This is a genomic window from Streptomyces kronopolitis (assembly GCF_014646275.1).
Classification (GTDB): Bacteria; Actinomycetota; Actinomycetes; order Streptomycetales; family Streptomycetaceae; genus Streptomyces; species Streptomyces kronopolitis.
Genome location: NZ_BMND01000001.1, coordinates 394793 through 414513 on the forward strand (window position 1 = coordinate 394793; position 19721 = coordinate 414513).

A 19721-nucleotide genomic window follows, 5' to 3' on the forward strand; every position below is an offset into this window, starting at 1 on the left:
CGGGGAGCCCCCGGGGCCGCGGCGGTCGCACCCGACCGCCGTCCGTTCGAGAAGAAGGAATTGATCGTGATGAACGTTATTGAGCTGCAGCAGCTGGCCACCGACGTGGACGACGCTCCGATGCCGCCGGAGAAGAGCACGCTCTCCATCGCCTGCTGATATCCGGCCGTGGGGGGGGCACCCAGTGACGATGCGCCCGGCCCACGGCCACCGGAGAACCAAGGACGGAGACCGCCCCGCCATGAGCAGCACGGACTTCCGCCGGTACTGGTGGGCCGAGGTGGCCTCGCAGTTCGGGACGGTCCTCACCTTCGTCGCCACCACCACGATCGCGGTGGAGTCCCTCAACGCCTCGACCACGCAGACCGGGTTGCTGACCGCGGCGGGATACCTTCCGGCGGCCCTCCTCGGCCCCTGGGCGGGCGCGGCAGCGGACCGGGCCCGGCGGCCCCGCCGACAGCTCGTCCGCTGCGACCTCGCCGCCGGAAGTCTGCTGGCACTCACCGCACTTGCCGCCGCGACGGCTCACCTCTCGGTCCTCTGGCTGGCCGGGCTCACCCTGCTGCTGGGTGGCATCGCCGCGGCGTCGGAAACCCTGTACTTCCTGCACCTCCAGAGTGTGGTGCCCGCCGGAGCGCTGCCCGAGGCGCGGGCCACGCTGCAGAGCGGAGAGTACGGGGCCAGGCTCGCGGGCAACGCGCTGGCCGGGCTCACCGTCGCCGCCCTGGGCGGCGCCGCCGCCTACGGCATCGACACCCTCACCTACGCGCTCAGCGCCGTGCTGCTGCTGAGCATCCGCCGGCCCGACGCGCCCGTCTCCGACGACGGGGCGGCGGCGGAGGACCGGCCCGCTCGCGAGGGAGTGCGGCTCCACGGCCTGCTCCGCCGGGGTTCATTCCTGCGGTCGGTCTTCGGTCTGCTCCTGCTGCAATCGGCCGCGACCGCCGCCGGCGCGGCGCTGCTGGGCCCCTTCCTCCTGCGCGAACTGCACGTGCCGGCCGCCCTGTTCGGCTTCGCCTTCGTGGCGACCGGCCTGGCGGGCATGCTCGGCTCCTGGGCCGGACCTCGCCTGGCCCGGCGCGGCGGTACCCGACGGTGGTTCCTCGCGGCGAGCGCAGCACAGATCCTGGCGTCCGCCGCGCTCGCCGCCGCCGGCGGACCGCTTCCGCTGGCCGCGGCCACGGCCGCCGCCGGCCTCGCCGCGGCGAAGTTCTCCGGGGCGGTCTCCAACGTCTGCCTCTCCACCGTGGTCCTGGCCGACAGCGCACCCGGCACCCTCGGGCGCACCGTGGCCCTCCTGCGCAGCGCCTCGACCGCCTGCCAGGTGGCAGGCGCACTCGGCGCCGGGCTGCTGGCCACCGTCGCCGGAACCCGGACCACGCTGTGGTGTGCCGCCGCCCTTCCGCTGCTCACCCTTCCCTGGCTGGCCAGGGGCGTACGCACCCCACCTGGCCGGCGCCCGGGACCTGCCCCGACCACCCTCACGGAGAAGGCGGTGTCATGACCCCCACGCCTCACCCCGGACCGGCCCACCCGGGCACCGGCCCGTACGGGCCCGACCGCCCGGACGGTCACCCTCGTTCCGCACCCCGGGACCGCCCCGACACGACCGCACCCCGGGGCGGCCCCGGCGGCGTCACCCACCCCGTCGGCCCATGCGCGCCGGCGCATGAGGTGATCCACGGCCATCTCGTGGAGGACCCGTTCCGGTGGCTGGAAGACCCCGCCGCGCCCGCCACCCTCGACTGGCTGGCACACCAGGACCGGCTCTCCGACGCCGAGTTGGCCGCCCTCCCCGGCCGCCATGCCGCGGCGCGGACCCTGTCGCACCTCATGGCGTACGGGGGACGGCGGCCGGAACGCCGCGTCGGCACCCGCGTCTTCCGGGAAGTGGTCGACGCCGAGGCGGAATTCCCGGCCCTGGCCGTCTTCGAGGCGGGGCGCGACGACGAACCGGTCGTCCTGTGGCGGCAGTCGGCCCTGGCGTCCTGGGAGCCCGCTCCCGACGGCCGTACGGTCGCCTGCCAGATCCTCCAGGACGGGCGCGAGGACCACACCCCGCTGCTGCTCCTGGACGTGGCGACCGGTGAGGTGCGCCACCGCATCCCGCGCACGCGGCACAGCCCGGTCGCATGGCTGCCGGACGGCAGCGGCTTCTTCCACGCCAGGAGCGCCGCGGACGGCGGGCCCCAGGACCTCTGGCTGCACCGCCACGGCCGGGACCGGCAGGTGTGGCACGGCAGCGACGATCTGGACCGCTACCGGGCCCGTGTGTGGCACGGGCGGTGGCTGACGGTCGAGATCCGCCGCGGCAGCGAGACCCGCAACCGGCTGTGGCTCGCCGATCTCGGCGCGGATCCGGCCCGCCCCGTCTGGACACCGCTGCAGGAAGCAGCCGACGCCGTCTCCACCGCCCATGTCGCACGCAACGGAACCGTCTTCGTCGCCACGACGCACGGGGCACCGGACGGGCAGGTCGTCGTGGTCGACCGGGACCGGCCGGGCCCGGACCACTGGACGACCGTGATCCCGGAGGAACCCGGGGCCCCGCTGACCCACCTGTGCCCCGTGGACGACGCCGACGGGTCCCGCCCGCCCCGGCTGCTGGTCGCCCGCACCCTCGCCGGCAGCCCCGCGCTCTTCGTCCACCACCCCGGCACGCGCACCCCGCCGCGCCCGCTGCCGCTTCCTCCCTCCGGCACGGTGCTCTCCCTGGAGTCCCCACCACACGGCGGGGTACGACTGGGCTGGACGAGCTGGACGACACCGCCCGTCGCGGTCCCCCTCGACCCGGACTCCGCGCCCGGTGTGACGATCCCGGAGGCCGGACCGCAGCCCTTGGAGGAGTGGCGGGAGTCCGCGCCCTCCGCCGACGGGACCGGTGTGCCGCTGACCTTGCTCGCCCACCGCGGCCGGCCCTCCGGCCCGCTGCCCACCCTCCTGCTGGGCTACGGCGGCTTCGGCCGGGAGCTGACCTCGTCGTACGAATCGCTGGTGCTGGCCTGGGTGCGGGCGGGCGGCCTCGTCGTGGTCCCCGACCTGCGCGGACCGACCGCGGCCGCGGGCAAGCACAGCACCTTCGAGGACCTGGAGGCGGTCGCCGACCATCTGCGCCGGCGCGGACTCGGCGGGCCCGACCTGCTGGCCCTTGTGGGAATGAGCAACGGCGGTCTGACGATGGCCGCCGCCATGGTGCGCGATCCCGACCGGTACGCCGCGGTGGTCTGCGTCGCTCCGCTCACCGACATGGTGCGCTACGAGCGGAGCGGACTGGGGCGGTCCTGGCGGCACGAGTTCGGCTCCGCCGCCGACCCCGACCAGTTCCGGCATCTGCTCTCCTACTCGCCCTACCACCGCATCGAGCACGGGCTGCGGTATCCGCCGACGCTGCTCATCACCCTGCACGGAGACACCCGCGTCGCCCCGCTGCACGCCCGGAAGTTCTGCGCCCGGCTGCAGCGCGCGTCGAGCGGCCGGGGCCCGTACCTCCTGCGCTCCTACGGCGACAGCGGGCACACCTCGATGGCCCGCGGCGCCCGCCACCTGATGAGCTGCGACGTGCTGTCCTTCGCCGCTCACCACACCGGACTCGACCTCACCCGGGGGAGCACCCCGTGAGCGCGGCCGGCTCCCCGAGCGGCACCGCCCCCCGTGTCGTGGTCATCGGCGCGGGCCCGCGAGGCGTCGGCATCGTCGAACGCCTCGCGGCCCGCCGCCCCAAGGGGCCGGGGACGCTGCACCTGGTGGATCCGCACCCCGACGGCGGCCGGGTCTGGCGGCAGGACCAGTCCTCGCTGCTGTGGATGAACTCGCGGTGCGGCGACGTCACCCTCCTGCCCGACGAGAGCGTCCGGACCACCGGCCCGCTGACGGTGGGGCCGACGCTGTACACCTGGGCCTCGCGCATCGCACCCCGCTGGTGCACCGATCCGGCGCTGGTCGCCGAAGCGGGTCTGCTGACACCCCGAAGCTATGCGAGCCGCCGGCTGTGCGGCGCGTACCTGTCCTGGTGTCTGCGGACGTCGCTGGACGCGCTGTCCTCCGGGTGGACGGTGGTGACCCATGCCGTGCGCGCACTCCGCGTCCGCGAACGCTCCGACGGCGCGCTGGACGTCCACCTGGAGGGCGGCCGCCGCCTGGTCGCCGACCGCGCGGTCCTCGCCCTCGGCAATCTCGACGGCGCCCCCTCACCCGGGCAGCGGGACCTGCACACATTCGCCGTGCGCAGCGGGGGCCGCTACCTCCCGCCCTCCTACACCGCGGACCTCGACCTGTCCGGCATGCCGGCTCGGGAACCGCTCCTCGTACGGGGGCTGGGGCTGGCGTTCCTGGACCTGATGATCCTGCTGACGGAGGGGCGCGGAGGCGTCTTCCGCCGGGACACGTCCGGAGCGCTGGCCTACGAGCCGTCCGGCCGTGAACCGGCGTTCGTCGTCGCGTCGCGCCGGGGCCTCCCGCCCCGCGCCCGTCCCTCCGTGCCGCCGCTCACGCCGGAGCGGACCGCGCCCGTCCTGCTGAGCGAAGCGGACATCCGGGCAGCCGCGGACCGCCTGACAAGTGGCGGCCAGGCCGTGCGGCGGGCCGTCCCGGGGGAGCTGTGGCGGGCCGTGGTGCGGGAGATGGCCTGGGCACACTATGAGGAGCTGTTCGCCAGGGATCCGCAGGCCGGACCCATGGGATGGGACGCGTGCGCGGCCGTCCTGCGGGCCACCCCCGTCGGTGACCCCGCATGGTCCGCCCTCGCCCGGCACCTCACCCACCCCGCCGACCGGTTCGTCGAACCCGACCTCGCACCGGCCGCGTTGCCCGTCATGCCGTCCGCCGACCGGCTCACGACCTGGATGCGGCAGCGGCTGCACGCGGCGGCGCGCCGGGCCGACGACCCCCGGCACACCACCGACGCCGCGGCCCAACAGGCCCTGGTGCGCGCCGTCGAGACCATCATCGGCGTGCTGATGCGGGAGGGGGCCGCGTCGGGCCCGGAGGCGCGCCGACTCGTCGCGACGCTGTCCGGGTTCGCCCGGCGCGCCGCGGCGGGCGCGCCCGCGCTGCGGATCGAACAGCTCGCGGCGCTGGCCGGATGCGGCCTGGTCCGCTTCGCCGGAGCGGAGCCGGCCGTGGGGACCGACCCGTCCACCGGGACCTTCGTCCTGCGCACCCGCACGCTGCCGGGCGAGGAGTTCCGGGCCGCACACCTGGTGGACGCCTGGCTGCCCGACTCCGATGTCCTCGCGGACGCCTCGGGGCTGCTGCGCGGGATGGCGGAGGGCGGTCTCGCGCGGGTGACCGTACCGGCCACGCCTGCCCACGGGGCGAAGCTCGCCACCTGCCCGCGGACGTTCCACGTCCTCGACGGCCACGGGCGGCGGGACGACCGGCTCGTCGCGCTCGGCGATCACGCCGCCTCCGGCGCGCTGGGGTCGCTGTCGCGGCCGCGGACCAACGCCGCGTTCTTCCGGCAGAACGACAAGGTCGTCGACTGGCTGTGCACGCCGGTCGACGGGACCCGGCCCCGTCCCGGGCCGGCCGTGTGCGGCACGGATGCCCGGATGGGCTCGGACGCGCCGGACAACTGACCCGGCACCCCGGGCCTGGGGGCGACGGCAGGGCCGGGGCGTCGAGGACGAACGGAGCTCAGGTGGGATTCCTCGCGGAAATGCACAACCAAGGTTGAGAATCTAGATTTCCACAACTATGGTTGTGTGTAATTGGTCGAGATGGGCCGAGCCCCATCCGCGAAGGCAAGGAGTGCCCTCTCATGGCTACCGCCACCCCCGTCACCGGCCGGGTCGCCCGCGTGCTCGGGCCCGTCGTCGACGTGCGATTCCCCCCGGACGCGCTGCCGGAAATCCACCATGCGCTGCACGTGGACGTGGATTTCGCGGGCGAGCGGCGCACGTTGACGCTGGAGGTGGCTCACCACCTGGCGGACGGGCTGGTGCGATGCATCGCCATGCAGATCACGGACGGTCTGGCCCGCCGGGCCCCGGTGACCGATACCGGTGCCCCGATCACGGTCCCGGTCGGGGATTTCACCAAGGGCAAGGTGTTCAACCTTCTCGGCGATGTCCTGAACGGGGCGGAGAGGCCCGCCGACACCGTCGAGCGCCGGCCGATCCACCGCCGTCCGCCCCGCTTCGACGAACTCGAATCGAAGACGGAGATGTTCGAGACCGGCGTCAAGGTCATCGACCTGCTGACCCCCTACGTCAAGGGCGGCAAGATCGGACTGTTCGGCGGCGCCGGTGTCGGTAAGACGGTGCTCATCCAGGAGATGATCTACCGCGTCGCCCACCACCACGAGGGCGTCTCGGTGTTCGCCGGTGTCGGCGAGCGCACCCGGGAGGGCAGCGACCTCATCGAGGAAATGGCCGACTCGGGCGTCATCGACAAGACCGCGCTGGTCTTCGGTCAGATGGACGAGCCGCCGGGCACCAGGCTGCGCATCGCGCTGGCCGGTCTGACCATGGCGGAGTACTTCCGCGATGTGCGGAAGCAGGACGTGCTGTTCTTCATCGACAACATCTTCCGATTCACCCAGGCCGGTTCCGAGGTGTCGACCCTGCTCGGCCGGATGCCCTCGGCAGTGGGTTACCAGCCGAACCTGGCCGACGAGATGGGCCTGTTGCAGGAGCGCATCACCTCGACCCGTGGTCACTCGATCACCTCGATGCAGGCGATCTTCGTCCCCGCCGACGACCTGACCGATCCGGCTCCGGCCACGGCCTTCGCCCACCTCGACGCCACGACGGTGCTCTCCCGTCCGATCTCGGAGAAGGGCATCTATCCGGCGGTCGACCCGCTGGACTCCACGTCCCGCATTCTGGATCCGCGCTACATCTCGCAGGCCCACTACGAGTGCGCCTCACGGGTCAAGAGCATCCTGCAGAAGTACAAGGACCTTCAGGACATCATCGCGATCCTGGGCATCGACGAACTCGGCGACGAGGACCGGACCATCGTCCACCGAGCCCGCCGTATCGAGCGCTTCCTGTCGCAGAACACCTATGTCGCCAAGCAGTTCACCGGCATGGACGGCTCGACCGTGCCGCTGGACGAGTCGATCCACGCCTTCAACGCGATCGCCGACGGCACCTACGACCACTTCCCCGAGCAGGCATTCTTCCTGTGCGGCGGCATCGAGGACCTGGAACGCAACGCCAAGGCGCTGCTCTGAGGGCAGCCTGACCGCGTGGTGCCCGGCCGCGCGGGTTCGGGGCCATCGGAGCAATACCTACTCATGTGCCCGGCGCCGGGAGCGGACAGACTGGGGGCGGGCCGGCAGGGCCCGCTCCGCGACGGGCGGCCCGGCCGGTCGGCCGGCGGCGCAGGGCACAACGAGCAGGGAGCATGAGGTGACGTCCCCCCGGTCCTCCTCGGGACCGCGCAACGAAGCAGGTGAGGGCCCGGCAACCGGTGCCCGGGACGGGGCCTGCCCGCTCCCGGGCGCTCGGCGCCACCGCTGGCCGTTCGCCTGCCGCGCCGAGGAACTGGCCGCCTTCCGGTCCCACCTCGACAGCGCCGAGGCATGTGCCCTGCTGCTGTACGGCCCGGCCGGGGTGGGCAAGAGCCGGCTCGCGGAGGAGTTCCTGCGCCACGCGGCACGCGCGGGTCACCGCACCGAGCGAGTGGTGGCCACCGCCGCGACCGCCGCACTGCCGCTCGGGGCGCTCGGGCATCTGCTGCCACCGGATGCGCCGGCCCACGACCCGGTGCGGACCTTCCACGCCGCGGCGGAGGCCCTCGCACCGCCCCCGGCCACCGGGCGCCCCCGGCCCACCGTGGTCCTGGTCGACGACCTCCCCCTGCTGGACAACGCCTCCGCCGTGCTGCTCGGGCACCTGGTGCGGACCGGCGTCGTCACCCTGGTGGGCACGGTGCGCACCCCGGTGCCGCCGTCGGACGTGGTGGAGTCCTTCGAGCACGAAGAGGGCAGCCACCGCCTGGACCTGGCCGCGTTCGACGCGGCCGAAACCGCCGAACTCGTCCGCGGAGTGCTCGGCGGACCCGTGGAGCACGCCACCCTCCGCACGCTGAGTCACGCCTCGCGCGGCAACGCCCTCGTACTGCGCGAACTGGTCGCCGGCGCCCTCGACTCGGCCGAGCTGGTGCGCGAGAACGGGCTGTGGCACCTCACCGGTCCGCTGGCCGGCACCAGCCGGCTGACCGAGATCGTCCGCAGCCGGCTCGCCGGCCTCGACGCCCGCCGGCTGCGGGTGCTCGAACTCCTCGCCCTGTGCGAGCCGCTCTCGCCCGACGCCCTGGCGCACGGCGGTCACCGGCCGGAGGATGTCGAGGCGCTGGAGGAGGACGGACTGATACGCGTCCGCATGGACCGACGGCGCGTCGTCTGCGTGCTGGACCACCCGCTCTACGGCCAGGTGCTGCGGCGGGGCATCGCCGCCCCGCGCCGTCGGGCGATCTACCGCGACCAGGCCGCCCACCTCGCCGAACTGGGGGCCCGCCGGCGGGAGGACGCGCTGCGCCTGGCCACCTGGCGGCTGGCCGCCGGACTGCCCGTCGGCCTGGAGACACTGCTCCCCGCGGCCCGCATGGCACGACACGTCCGCGACTACCCCAAGGTCGTCGAACTCCTCGCGGATGTCCCGCGGAACGACGCGGTCCTGGAGGTCCTGCTGCTGCGCGGGGAGGCGTACCACCACACCGGCCGCTGGGCGGAGGCCGAGGACTCCCTGAGCGCCGCGGAACGCCTGGCGACGAGCCACGAGGACATCGTCACCGTCGCCATGGAACGCACTCAGAACCTCTACTGGGGCCTCGGCGACACCGCGCGCACCCTGGAGGTCAACGCCCGCGCCGCCACCCGGCTGGACGCGGGCGGCCGGCGGTTCCTGCGCGTCAACGAGGCCGCCTATCGGCTCAACGCGGGTGGCGTGCCCGACGCACTGCGGCTGTTGGCCGACGCGGAGGACATCGCCGTCCCGCGGCTGCGGCTGTGGGCACAGCTGCAGCGCTCGCTCGCCCTCGGCTACGCCGGCCGCACCGGCGAGGCCGTGGAGCTTGCCCGCGAGGTGCACGAGGAACTCGTCGCCGCCGAGGGCGAACAGCGGCCGGGCAGCCCCTCGTCGCACGCCAGCGGACCCGCCATCTACCGCGTCGCGGCGCTGACCGATGCCGGGCGCGGCGGGGAAGCGCGCGCCGTGGGCCGGGCGGCCTTCACCCAAGCGGTGGCGGCCCGGGCACTGGCACCGCAGATCTGGATCGCCGCGCACCTGGGGCGCTGCGAACTGCTCGCCGGCCATCTCGGCGCCGCGCACGACTGGTTCACCGAGTCACTGGGCCTGGCGCGGGGCCACGGCTTCCGGCGGGCGGTGGTGTTCGCGGGCGCGGGCCTGGCCGCGGTGCACGCCCAGGCCGGGCGCGCCGACCGGGCCGAGCGCGAACTCGCCGCCACCGGCGGCCCGGACGGCGAACGCCAGCAGGCGTCCTGGCTCATCCGGCAGCTCGCGCTCGCCTGGCAGCACGCGGCCCGCGGCGCCCGGCCGGCGGCACAACGCGCCTTGCTGGCCGCCGCCGCCCGTGCCCGGGCGACGGGCATGGCCTCGTACGAGGGATGGCTCCTGGCGGACGCCGCGCGGCTCGGCGCCGCCCCCGAGGTCCGCACCCGCCTCGCGGAACTGGCCGCGGACGGCGACAGCCCGCTCGCCGGGGCCCGGGCCCGACTGGCCGCGGGGCTCGCCGACGAGGACCACCGGGCGCTGCGCGCGGCCGCCGAACGGTGCGCCCGGCTGGGTGCCGACATGACGGGGGCCGAGGCCGCCGGCGAGGCGTCGGCCCTGGCGGCCCGGGCGGGCGAGTCGCGCAGCGCCGCGGCGGCCGCGGTGTTGTCCCGACGGCTGCTGGACCGCTGCGGCACGGACCGCGTCAGCGCGCCGCTGCCGCACCGGGACCAGGCCCGTCCGCTCACCGGCCGCGAGCGGGACGTGGCGCAGCTGGCGGCGGGCGGACTGTCCAGCCAGGAGATCGCGGCGCGGCTCGTGCTGTCGGTACGCACCGTCGACAACCATCTGCAACGGGCCTACGCGAAGCTCGGCGTGAGCGCGCGCGGCGAACTCGGCCGCGCGCTCGGGGAGTGGGAATAGCCGCCGCGTCAGCCCGCGGCCGGCTCCCCGGGCAGGCGGTGGACCGCGGTGGGCAGCATCTTCCGGTCGTTGATCTCCAGCTTGGCGCAGATGCGCTGGACGTGGTTGACGACGGTGCGCACCGCCAAGGACAGCCGCCGGGCGATCTCCTCGCTGCTCAGACCGCTCGCCGCGGCCAGCGCCACGTCCAACTCACGCGCGGTCAGCCGGCACCGCACCGCCGGCGGCACCAGCCCCGGAGTCCGCGCGCCGCCCGGGCCGGTGAGGGCCAGGGCGCGCTCCCGGGCGGTGCGGGCCGGCACCCCGGCGCCGGCCCTGGTGTGCACGGTCGCCGCGGCGTTCCAGGCTTCCGCGGCGAGGAGCCCGGCGCCCAGCGAGGCCAGCCGGCCGGCACTCCGCTCCAGCGGGCCGGCCCGCCCGGTGGCCAGCGCCCGCGCCAGGTCGGCACGTGCGGCGGCCAGCGCACTGTCGGAGCCCTCCGCCAGCTCCGTCAGCGGCGCCACCGCCTGCTGCGCCGCCCCGAGCCGGGCCGCGTCGCACCACAGATGGGACGCCGCGGTGCGCAGACCCCGCCGGGAGGCCTCCGCGGCCGCCGCGACGAGCTCGTCCCGGGCCCGCGACGCCCGGCCGGTCGCGGCCGCGAGCCAGGCGCTGACCAGCGCCGCCTCCGGACGCCACCAACGGCCCGGGCGCAGCGACCGCGCCTGCTCCCAGCACAGTTCCGCGCGGTCGACCTCGCCGCACACCGCCGCGGTCAGCGCCTGCCCGCACAGGCCCACCCACTCGCCGGAACGCAGCCCCACCTCGCGGGCGTGCGCGAGCACGCTGCTGTACCAGACCCGCGATTCGCCCAGCCGGCCCCCGAGATAGCAGATCCAGCCCAGGTGCTCCGACAACCAGGTCTGGGCGCGTCCCGCACCGGCGTCTACCGCCCGGTCGTAGCCCTGCCGGGCCAGTTCCTCCGCCGCGGCCAGCGCCCCGGACTCCGCCAGCGCCCGGGCCTCGGCGCCGAGCAGCAGCGTCGGGTGCGCCATGGTGTCGGCGCCGGCCTCCGCCCGGCGCCGGGCCCGCGCCTGCCGGGCGGCCCGCACCGCGTCGCCCGTGCGGCCCGCCTCCGTCAGGCAGTACACGCGGGGCACCGCCACGAGAGCGGCGGCGGGCGTTCCCGGGGCCGCCGCGACCTCCCGCAGCGCCCGCCCGGCCCGCCGTACGTCCCCCAGCAGGCTCCACAGCGCGGCCTCGTTCGCCCGCAGTACCGCCACCTCCGGGTGGCCGGCGAACGCCCGCAGCGCCGCGGAGTTGACGTCGAGCGCCTCGTCGACCCGCAGCAGGCCGAAGGCCAGACTCTGGACGTGCAACGCCACGGCGAACAGCCGGTCGTCGTCCTCGGTGGCCTCCTCCAGCGCCCGTCGCACCGTGCGTTCGGCCTCCCGCGGGTGGCCGCCCTCGTACAGCTCCTCGGCCAGCAGCAGCAGGGTGCGCGCATGCGGGCGCACCTGGGCCAGCTCCCGGGCCAGCCGCAGCGTGACCGCGTGGTCCTGGGCCCGCCGGGCCAGTGCGACGGCCTGCTCCAGCTCGCCCGGATCCACGGCGTCGGCCGCTTCGAGGCGCCAGCACACCGAACGCAGCAGCCCCGCGGGGCCGGGGTCCAGGGCCCGCGAACGTGCGGCCTGGTCCCGCAGTATGCGGCGGATCCGCTGCGCCGGAAGTCCCGCCCGCAGCACCTGCGGGTAGAGCGGACCGGCCGGCTCGGCGCACTGCCGCGGGCCCTCCGCCACGAAGCGGAGCCAGCCCTCGTCGGCCAGCACCTCCGCGGACGCGCGCTCCGCGGAGCCCAGCGCGAGGCGCCCGCACACCGCCAACCGCTGGAGGAAGGCGCTGTGCGGCGGGTCGAGGCGGCGCAGCCGGCTCTCGATCAGGGCGAGCAGCCTCGGGGGAGCGGTGAGCGGACCGACCAGCCGCCACAGCGGCCCCTCCGGCACCAGCGTCCGCCGCCGCACCGCGTCGTCCACCAGTTCCCGCAGGTCGCGCGGCCGCCCCCCGCTGGTCTCGTGCAGCACGCGCACGGTCCTGCGCTCGACCGCACCGTCCAGCACCCGCTCCAGGAGTTCTCCCACCACGGCCTGCGGCAGAGCCCCCAGTCGCACGGCGTGCAGGGCGTGTTCCGGCCACGGAGCGTCGGCACCCGCGGCGTCGGCCGTGGCGACCAGTGCGATCCGGCGCCCCTGTAGCCAGGAGGTGAGCAACCGGGCCGACGCGCCGTCGAGATGGTGGGCGTCGTCCAGCAGCAGCACGGGCCGTCGCCGCCCGGGCGCCGCGTCGGTGTCGAGGGCGGGCGTCCCGTCGGGGCCGCTCCGGAGCAGCGGGGCCAGCGCGCCGAGGGGCACCGAGCGTGCGGCGGCGGTCGCCGTGACGCGCAGCCGCGGGTGTCCCCGGCGCCCGGCCCGCTCCCAGCACTCCTGCGCCAGCCGGCTGCGGCCGGTGCCGGAGGGCCCGGTCACCCACACCCCGCCGCGGCGGGGATCGTCGATCGCCCGGCCTGCCTCGGCCAGTTCCGCGTCGCGGCCGAGCAGCGGCCAGGACCGCCGGGGCCGGTCGGGACTCGTCGTCTTCATCGGTGCTTCCTGCACATCGGCGGTGCCAGGATGCCGCAGCGGCCGGCCGGGGCACCGCAGGGCTGCCGATCATCGTGGGGGCAACGGCCGGGCCCGAAGACCTGCCACGAGCATGGGTACCCCGCGCACCTGTCGCCCGTCAACGCCCTGCGCAGCGGCCGGGGCCGCACGCCGGACCCCGCGCGGGCGACGGGACGGGACGCCGGACCCGGATCAGCGTTCGGCGACGACGGAAGCCCCGCCGTCCCGCTGCGTCATCAGCAGGCGGAGGTCCCGGCGGTTCGCCGCACCGACCTTCTGGTAGACCCGGTAGAGGGTGTTGCTGACGGTGCGCACGGACAGGCACAGCTGCTCGGCGATCTCCTTGTCCGGAAGCCCGCCGGCCGCCAGCCCGGCGATGAGCCGCTCGCGGTCCGACAGGAGCGCCGAACGGCCGAGGAAGCGCAGCGGGGGAGTGTCCACCGGTCCGCAGCCGTTCAGCAGCTCCCGGGCCCGCGCGGTGGCCGCGGTGGCCGCCTTGGCGCCCCCGCACCGCTGGTGGAACCGGGCGAGTTCGGCGTACGCCTCGGCGGCGAACAGGTCGGCACCCATCTCCGCGAAGGCCCGCGCCACCCGCCCCATGAGCTTGGGCTCCCGCGCCCGGTAGGCCTCGGCGTAGGCCGCCCGGGTCTGCAGGAAGGTGCCCTCCAGGTGCAGTCCGGTGGGCGGTGGCTCCGGCGCCGGCAGGGACAGCCGCGCGCACTCGTGCAACCCGATGGCGGCATCGGCGTGCGCCGCGTCCCCCAGTGCCCGCGCCACCGCGTCGTGCAGGGTCCGTTCGGCCAGGGCGGTCTCCCCGCGCTCGTGGTGCCGCCGGGCCCGCACCACCGCCAGGACCATGGCGCAGTGGCCGGCCTCGTCCGCGGTCAGGCCGGCGGGCAGCGGGTCCGCCACCCGCCGGTCCAGCGGCAGTGAGCTGAGCGCGAGGGCGGCGTGGATCCCCGCCTTGACCTGCCACTGCCGCCACCCCACCCGGTAACTGGAGGTGAACGTGCAGCACTTCAGGGCGACCTCGATGTTGCCGCGATCGTGCAGCAGATGCCCCAGCGCCAGGCCGCGCTGCGCATCGACGCGCACATGGTGGTTCTGCACGGCCTGCGCGTACTCGCGCCAGTAGATGCGTTCCGCCTCGTCGAACCGGCCGCAGTAGTGCAGCGCGGAGGCGTGCAGCTCCTCCAGGGAGTCGGCGTGGAACTTGGCGGGGCCGCCGGGTGTGCGCTCCAGCTCCGAGCGGAGCGTGCGGTACAGGCACAACGCCCGGTCCGGCAGCCCCATGTGACACAGCGAGCCCATCATGATGAGCCCGGCTTCCAGGGCGTGCGCGTCCGGCCCGGTGCGGCGCAGGGTTTCCGCCCGCGCGTGCGCCTCGGCGAAGCGGCCCTGGAAGTACCCGGCGGCCATGCGGTAGTAGTCCTGCTCGCCCTCGGACAGGGCGGGCAGCACGGTGTCCAGCTCCGCGTACCGGGCCTGGAGCAGCAGCGCCCGCGCCTCGGCCCGCTCCAGGCCACGGGCGTAGCGGGGGGTGCTGCGGCGGACGGTGGTGACGAACGACGTCAGCCGGGTGAACTCGGCGCCGGCGATGAGCGCCTGGGCGTGGAGCTCGGCGGTGTCCTCCCCGGGGTAGTGCCGCCAGCCCGCCCGGGTGAGCCGGATCGCGCTCGGCAGCACCTGCTCGCGCAGACTCTGCTCCACCGCCCGGTCCAGCAGCGCCCGGGGCGGCTGTTCGAGGGCGTCCAGATGCCACTCGGCCAGGCGCAGGCAGTCGTCGTGCGCCATCAGCGCCGCCGGTCCGCCGTGCGCGGCCAGCCAGTCGCGCAGCCGGCGCCGTCGGCGCAGCGGCGCGAGGCCGCAGGACAGCGCGTAGCGGACCAGCGGGTGGGTGATGCGGACCCGTGGCTCACCGGAGCCGGCGGGGGCGTCGTCGACGGTGCGCAGCAGAGCGCGCTGCTCCAGCTCCTCCAGCTGCTCGGCGTCGCAGAGGCGCTCGACGGACGACAGGCGCGGCTCCCCGGCCAGGGCGACCAGTTCCAGGGCCTCCCGGCCCGCCGCGCCGAGACGGCGTATCTGCGGATCGACGAGCTCCAGCACGGACGGGGGCACGGGCAGCTGATCGTGGAGGAAGTGCCAGCAGCCCTCCGCGCGCACCAGCAGGCGCTGTTCGACGGCCGTGCGCGTCACCTCCCGCAGGAGCCGCGGGCTGCCGGCACAGAGCTGGGCCAGCCGGGCCGCGCTGGTCTGCCCCAGCCCGCCCTCCAGCAGCGAGTCCGTCAGTTCCTTGACGTCGGTTGCGTCCAGCGGTTGCAGGTCCATGCGCACCAGCGCGTGGTCGCTCCACAGCGCCTGGATCTCCGGGGGCAGGGCCTGCCCGTCGCCGGTCACCGAGAGCAGCACCTTGCCCGCCGGGTGACGCGCGGCTTCGTACACCAGCGGCCACAGCGCCGGGCCCAGCAGCTCCGCGTCGTCGACGCACAGCAGCCAGGCGCAGGCCGGGTCGCGCTCCGCGGTCCGGACCAGGTCGGTCAGGGCCCGTGCGGCGGGGGAGGGGCGCCGGCCCGCGTCGTGGCCGGACACCGTGGCGTCGGCGCGCGGGTGCAGGCTGATGAGCTGCCGGCCCGGCGCCAGCGCCCGCGCCTCGTGCAGCAGCCGGGACTTGCCGATGCCGGCCGGTCCGGCGATCAGCACGCCGCGCGGGCCCCGCCGGGACGCCAACACCCGGCGGATCTGCTCCAGTTCGCCGACCCTGCCGACGAAGGGCGAGCCGGTGGCGAGCACCGGCCGCGGCTGGGTGACCGGGAAGTGCGGGGGGTGGGGAAGAGAATTCATGAGTTCCTGGGCTGAGGATCAGGACCGGCCCGGCGGCGGCCGGGCAGCACGACGCGTCCGGGAGAACGGCGCAGGCCACCGTGGGGTGCGGGGCCGCTTCGGGCCGGGTAACGGGGCAAGGGTGCGTAACGGGGGCTGCGCCGCGGCGTACCTCCGTACCGCGGCGGCCGGGCGCCGGGGGTGCGTGACGGGTGGGGGACGGGGAGGTCAGCGCGGCGACGGGCGGATGCGCCGCCGGCGGCAGCGGCCTCGCGGCGGCCCTGCGACCGCCCGCCCCGGCACCGGTGGGATGCGACGGATTCGGTGGCGTGTCGCCGCGGACATGTCCCCGCCCCTCCTCCTCGCGTCCGGGACGGCCGCGCGGGCAGTACGCGCCGCCGTGCCGGGCGGCGCCAGGTGATCAATGGTCCCGGCCAGTCTCGGTATCCGCCCCGGCACCGACCAGGGGAGCGATTACTCAACTCCGTCGGCATACCCCGCGCACACCCGGCGCCGCGGCCCGCTCCCGCGGCATTGTGGCGCCCGGCAGCCGCCCCGGCCAGTACCCGGTGCCCCCCCCGGCCCGACCCGGGTGGGAGGTCGTGCGCCGCACCGCCGCGCACGAGTGCCCCCGGCACCGAAACACGGGCCGGATGACCGCCTTTGAGTAGCCGTTGCTCCAGAGGCGACCGGTTTCCGGGGTGACCCTGGGGCCACCACACCGGCCGGGGACCTGCCGGCGGGACGACGGCGGCGGCCCGGCGGACACGGAGCACCGTGATGGGCCGCTGGTGCCTGCGGCTTCGGCGTCCCCGGTCGGTGTGCGCCCCACACCTCTCGATCCGAAGGCACCGACTCCTATGCGCCGAGCCAGACCCCGTACCCGCTCCATGCCCCGCGTCCTGGCCCTCCTGGGCCTCGCGGCCGCGACCTGTGTGGCACCCGCCCCGGCCGAGGCCGCGCCGGCCGGGCCGACCGCCGTCGTCTCCCTGGGCGACAGCTACATCGCGGGCAACGCCGGCCGGTGGCGCGGCAACAGCGACGATCCGTTCGGGGACCGCAGCGGTACCGACCGCGCCGCGGTCCCCAACGGATACGACCCGGCCACGGTCTACGGGACCACCGACGGCGGCTGCTTCCGGTCGGACGTCGCCGAGATCAGGCGCACCGGGATCCCGGTCGACCAGGCGCTCAACCTCGCCTGCTCCGGCGCCGAGTCCCCGAACATCTGGCGCAGCGCGCACGGCGGACAGCCACTCGAGGGCGAGCGGCCCCAGGCGGATGCCCTGGCCGAGGTCGCGCGCTCGCACCGGGTGCAGCTGGTGGTGCTGTCGGTCGGCGGCAACGACATCGGCTTCGGCGACATCCTCCAGGCCTGCATGACCGGCTACCTGACCGGGACCGGCAGCTGCCACACCGCCCAGCAGGCCCGGGTCCAGACGCGTTTCGCCCCCGCCATGGCGGCGGTCGACAGGTCGGTCAAGGAGATCCGGGCGGTGATGTCCGGGGCGGGATACGCCCCCGCGGACTACCACCTGGTCGTGCAGTCCTACCCGTCCCCGCTGCCGCGCGGAGCGGAGATGCGCTATCCGGAATCCGGGGCGCGGACCTACGAGGGCTGCCCCATGTTCGACGCCGACCTCGACTGGGCCAGGGACACCCTGATGCCACGCATCACCGACGGGCTCCGGGCCGTGGCACAGGCCAACGGCACGGACTTCCTCGACCTGAGCGACGCACTGCAGGGACGCGAAGTGTGCTCCAGGAACTCGCACATGGCCGACGCCACCCACCCGCCGTCCGCCACCGGCAGCGACTGGGCCCGCTACTTCAACACCGGAGCGCTGCAGGGGGAGCTCAAGGAATCCCTGCATCCCAACGCCTACGGACAGCTCGCGCTGGGCCGTTGCCTGGGCCGTCTGTGGAACGCCGGAGGCGGTAGCCGGAAATGCCGCAACACCCCGGGCCAGGGCTACGACGGGATGTACCTCACCACCGGCTGAGACAGCTCTCCGCGCGCTCCTCCCGCAGCCTCGATCCGCCTCACCAGACAAGGCAACCGCATGCATCACAAGGCCCGCTCCGCCTCCCGGACACGGCGCACCCCGCTCCTCCTCACCGCTCTGCTGGGTGTGGTCACCACACTGAGCACCTCGCCCGCCCGGGCCGGGGAGGTCCACCACAGCCTGGACTACGAGTGGCAACCGGGAGCCGCCAGGATCAGCATCGGCGACAAGACCGTCGTCCAGGACCTCGGCCCCCTCGGCAAGGCCAGCGTCACGGACAAGGTCTTCCGGGACGGCACCGGCAGGGAGGTGTCCCTGCGCGGCTGGAACACGTCCGGCGAGACGAAGATCGCCGAGGCGGGCTTCAAGCCCTTCAAGACGACCGCCGACGCCGCGGCCGCCTTCCAGCAGATGCGTAACCTCACCGGAGCCGACACCGTCCGCTTCCTGATCTCCTGGGAGGGCGTCAACCCGCGGCCGGGCGTCATCGACCACGACTACCTGGACAAGGTCGCCGCGCAGATCAAGGAGGCCACCAGCCGCGGACTGTACGTCCTGCTGGACTGGCACCAGGACCTGTACTCCCGGCACCTGTGGCACAAGGACTCCTGGTTCACCGGCAACGGCGCGCCGCGGTGGGCGGTGCCGGGAGGGAAGGAGTACTGCGGGGTCGTGTGCCCGCACTGGGCGATGAACCTGCAGACCAACGAGCTGATCCGCAGCGCCTACCGCAGCTTCTGGAAGAACACCCCCATCACAGACCTCGACAGCCCGGCCGGGCCGCTCCCCGCGGGCACCCCGGCGGAGCAGACGCGGGTCCAGGACGCCTTCGTATGGCAGATGACCCAGGCGCTGGAGTACCTCAGCCCCCAACTGCACGCCGAGGACCGCGACCACTTCCTCGGCGTGGACCCCTTCAACGAGCCCGCTGACGGCGGTGTCGTCGGCAGCGACTGGTCCAGGTTCGACAACGACTTCCTGTGGCCCTTCTACCAGCGGGTCCGCAAGGTCATGAACGACACCGGATTCAGCACACAGCAGGTCTTCGCCGAACCCCTGGTCTTCTGGAACTCCCAGGCCGGCGTCTTCGCCCCGGCCACCGGCGGCCACTACCTCAAGCAGAAGCCCGGCCCCGGCTTCGTCTTCAACAGCCACTTCTACGACTCCGGACGGATGGGGCCCAATCCCGACGGGGTCGACAACAACACCTACCTGCCCCAGCTCCAGGACGTCCGCAACGAGGCCCGGTACCTGGGCATCCCGATGTTCCTCTCCGAGTACGGGATGTGGCTCAACGGCATCGGCGCCAAGGACACCGACCGGATCATCAAGGCCACCTACCAGGGCATGGAGCAGAGCGACCAGTGGAAGGCCGCCAACGGCCCGAACCGGATCGACCCGTACACCCCGCTGATCTCCGGCACCCAGTGGCACTGGGACATCTACCACGACAAGCACCACGAGACCATGAACGGCAACCCGGACAAGGTCCTCACCAAGGGCGACGGCTGGAACGACGAGAACTTCTCCGTCGTGGACAAGGGCAGCGGACCGGTCTCGTTCACCGTCGATCCGGCCAACACCGAGCGGGTCTACCCCCGGGCCGTGCAGGGCGACCTGATGAACTTCACCTACAACGACATGGCCAAGGACGGCTGGAAGACCCCGCTGGACTGGTACGGGCTGGCTCCCCAGGGCACCGACTCCCACTACTTCCAGGGCAAGAAGTTCGCCCTTGTCACCTGGCGGAGCCGGCATTCCGCCGCCCCGACCGAAATCGCCCTGCCGCCGGGGTTCGACCCGGCGTCGACCGCGGTGATCACCGAGAAGACCACCCGGTTCGGGTTCGGCGCGCAGGACGAGGCCCCCAAGAACCTCCCGGACGAGGTGCTGCTCACGCAGGACTCCGGGACGGACGCCTCGACCGCACGAGGACGCCGGCTCATGGTCTGGGACGACCCGGAGACCGGCGAGACCGACGACACCTGGCACTACGCCGTGGTCGTCGCCGACCCCAGCGCGAGCGACCGGGCCGACCTGACCCGCATCCAGTCGCAGCTCAACCGGAGCATCGTCCGGGACCACAAGAACCCCGTCGAGCTGCTCGGCAAGCTCGACCACTGACGAACGGCCCACCGGAGCGGGCGCCCGTCCCC

General features: G+C 74.6%; 9 protein-coding genes. 7 read left to right on the top strand and 2 right to left on the bottom strand.

Features of this window, described 5'->3' with window-relative positions; genetic code table 11:
* Positions 1-241 precede the first annotated feature (241 nt).
* From IEY78_RS01485 to IEY78_RS01505, 5 genes are all read left to right on the top strand, one after another.
* Complete coding sequence (locus IEY78_RS01485) at positions 242-1504, top strand: MFS transporter (protein ID WP_189095607.1); 1263 nt, start codon at positions 242-244, stop codon at positions 1502-1504.
* A complete protein-coding gene (locus IEY78_RS01490) occupies positions 1501-3618 on the top strand; it encodes a prolyl oligopeptidase family serine peptidase (protein ID WP_189095609.1) in 2118 nt (705 codons plus the stop codon). The genes IEY78_RS01485 and IEY78_RS01490 overlap by 4 nt, the downstream gene beginning before the upstream one ends.
* Positions 3615-5576 carry an FAD/NAD(P)-binding protein gene (locus IEY78_RS01495; RefSeq protein ID WP_189095611.1) on the top strand — a complete coding sequence of 654 codons (1962 nt, stop codon included), beginning with the start codon at positions 3615-3617 and terminating at the stop codon, positions 5574-5576. Before IEY78_RS01490 ends, IEY78_RS01495 begins: the two co-directional genes overlap by 4 nt.
* A gap of 182 nt (positions 5577-5758) precedes the next feature.
* Positions 5759-7177, top strand: a complete 1419-nt coding sequence (gene atpD / locus IEY78_RS01500; RefSeq protein WP_189095612.1) for a F0F1 ATP synthase subunit beta — start codon at positions 5759-5761, stop codon at positions 7175-7177.
* 178 nt (positions 7178-7355) lie between these two features.
* A complete protein-coding gene (locus IEY78_RS01505; protein ID WP_189095614.1) occupies positions 7356-10103 on the top strand; it encodes a helix-turn-helix transcriptional regulator in 2748 nt (915 codons plus the stop codon).
* Between the two features lie 8 nt (positions 10104-10111).
* Here IEY78_RS01505 and IEY78_RS01510 read toward each other — a convergent pair whose 3' ends face one another.
* Positions 10112-12718: a helix-turn-helix transcriptional regulator gene (locus IEY78_RS01510; protein ID WP_189095615.1), complete on the bottom strand. Its 2607-nt coding sequence runs from the start codon at positions 12716-12718 to the stop codon at positions 10112-10114.
* Between the two features lie 213 nt (positions 12719-12931).
* Entirely contained in the window at positions 12932-15580 is a 2649-nt protein-coding gene (locus IEY78_RS01515; RefSeq protein WP_189095617.1) for a helix-turn-helix transcriptional regulator, read from the bottom strand.
* Positions 15581-16449: 869 nt separating this feature from the next.
* Between IEY78_RS01515 and IEY78_RS01520 the strand changes: the two genes are divergently transcribed.
* The gene (locus IEY78_RS01520) at positions 16450-17562 is read left to right on the top strand and encodes a GDSL-type esterase/lipase family protein (protein WP_229699616.1); all 1113 of its coding nucleotides are present in this window, start codon (positions 16450-16452) and stop codon (positions 17560-17562) included.
* Positions 17563-17622: 60 nt separating this feature from the next.
* Positions 17623-19689: a cellulase family glycosylhydrolase gene (locus IEY78_RS01525; protein WP_189095621.1), complete on the top strand. Its 2067-nt coding sequence runs from the start codon at positions 17623-17625 to the stop codon at positions 19687-19689.
* The last annotated feature ends 32 nt before the right edge of the window (positions 19690-19721 follow it).

Excerpts from the sequence above, each read along its gene's own strand:
- IEY78_RS01525 (WP_189095621.1), top strand. The coding sequence starts at position 17,623 with ATGCATCACAAGGCCCGCTCCGCCTCCCGGACACGGCGCACCCCGCTC.
- IEY78_RS01515 (WP_189095617.1), bottom strand. The coding sequence starts at position 15,580 with ATGAATTCTCTTCCCCACCCCCCGCACTTCCCGGTCACCCAGCCGCGG.
- atpD (WP_189095612.1), top strand. The coding sequence starts at position 5,759 with ATGGCTACCGCCACCCCCGTCACCGGCCGGGTCGCCCGCGTGCTCGGG.
- IEY78_RS01510 (WP_189095615.1), bottom strand. The coding sequence starts at position 12,718 with ATGAAGACGACGAGTCCCGACCGGCCCCGGCGGTCCTGGCCGCTGCTC.
- IEY78_RS01490 (WP_189095609.1), top strand. The coding sequence starts at position 1,501 with ATGACCCCCACGCCTCACCCCGGACCGGCCCACCCGGGCACCGGCCCG.
- IEY78_RS01520 (WP_229699616.1), top strand. The coding sequence starts at position 16,450 with ATGCCCCGCGTCCTGGCCCTCCTGGGCCTCGCGGCCGCGACCTGTGTG.
- IEY78_RS01485 (WP_189095607.1), top strand. The coding sequence starts at position 242 with ATGAGCAGCACGGACTTCCGCCGGTACTGGTGGGCCGAGGTGGCCTCG.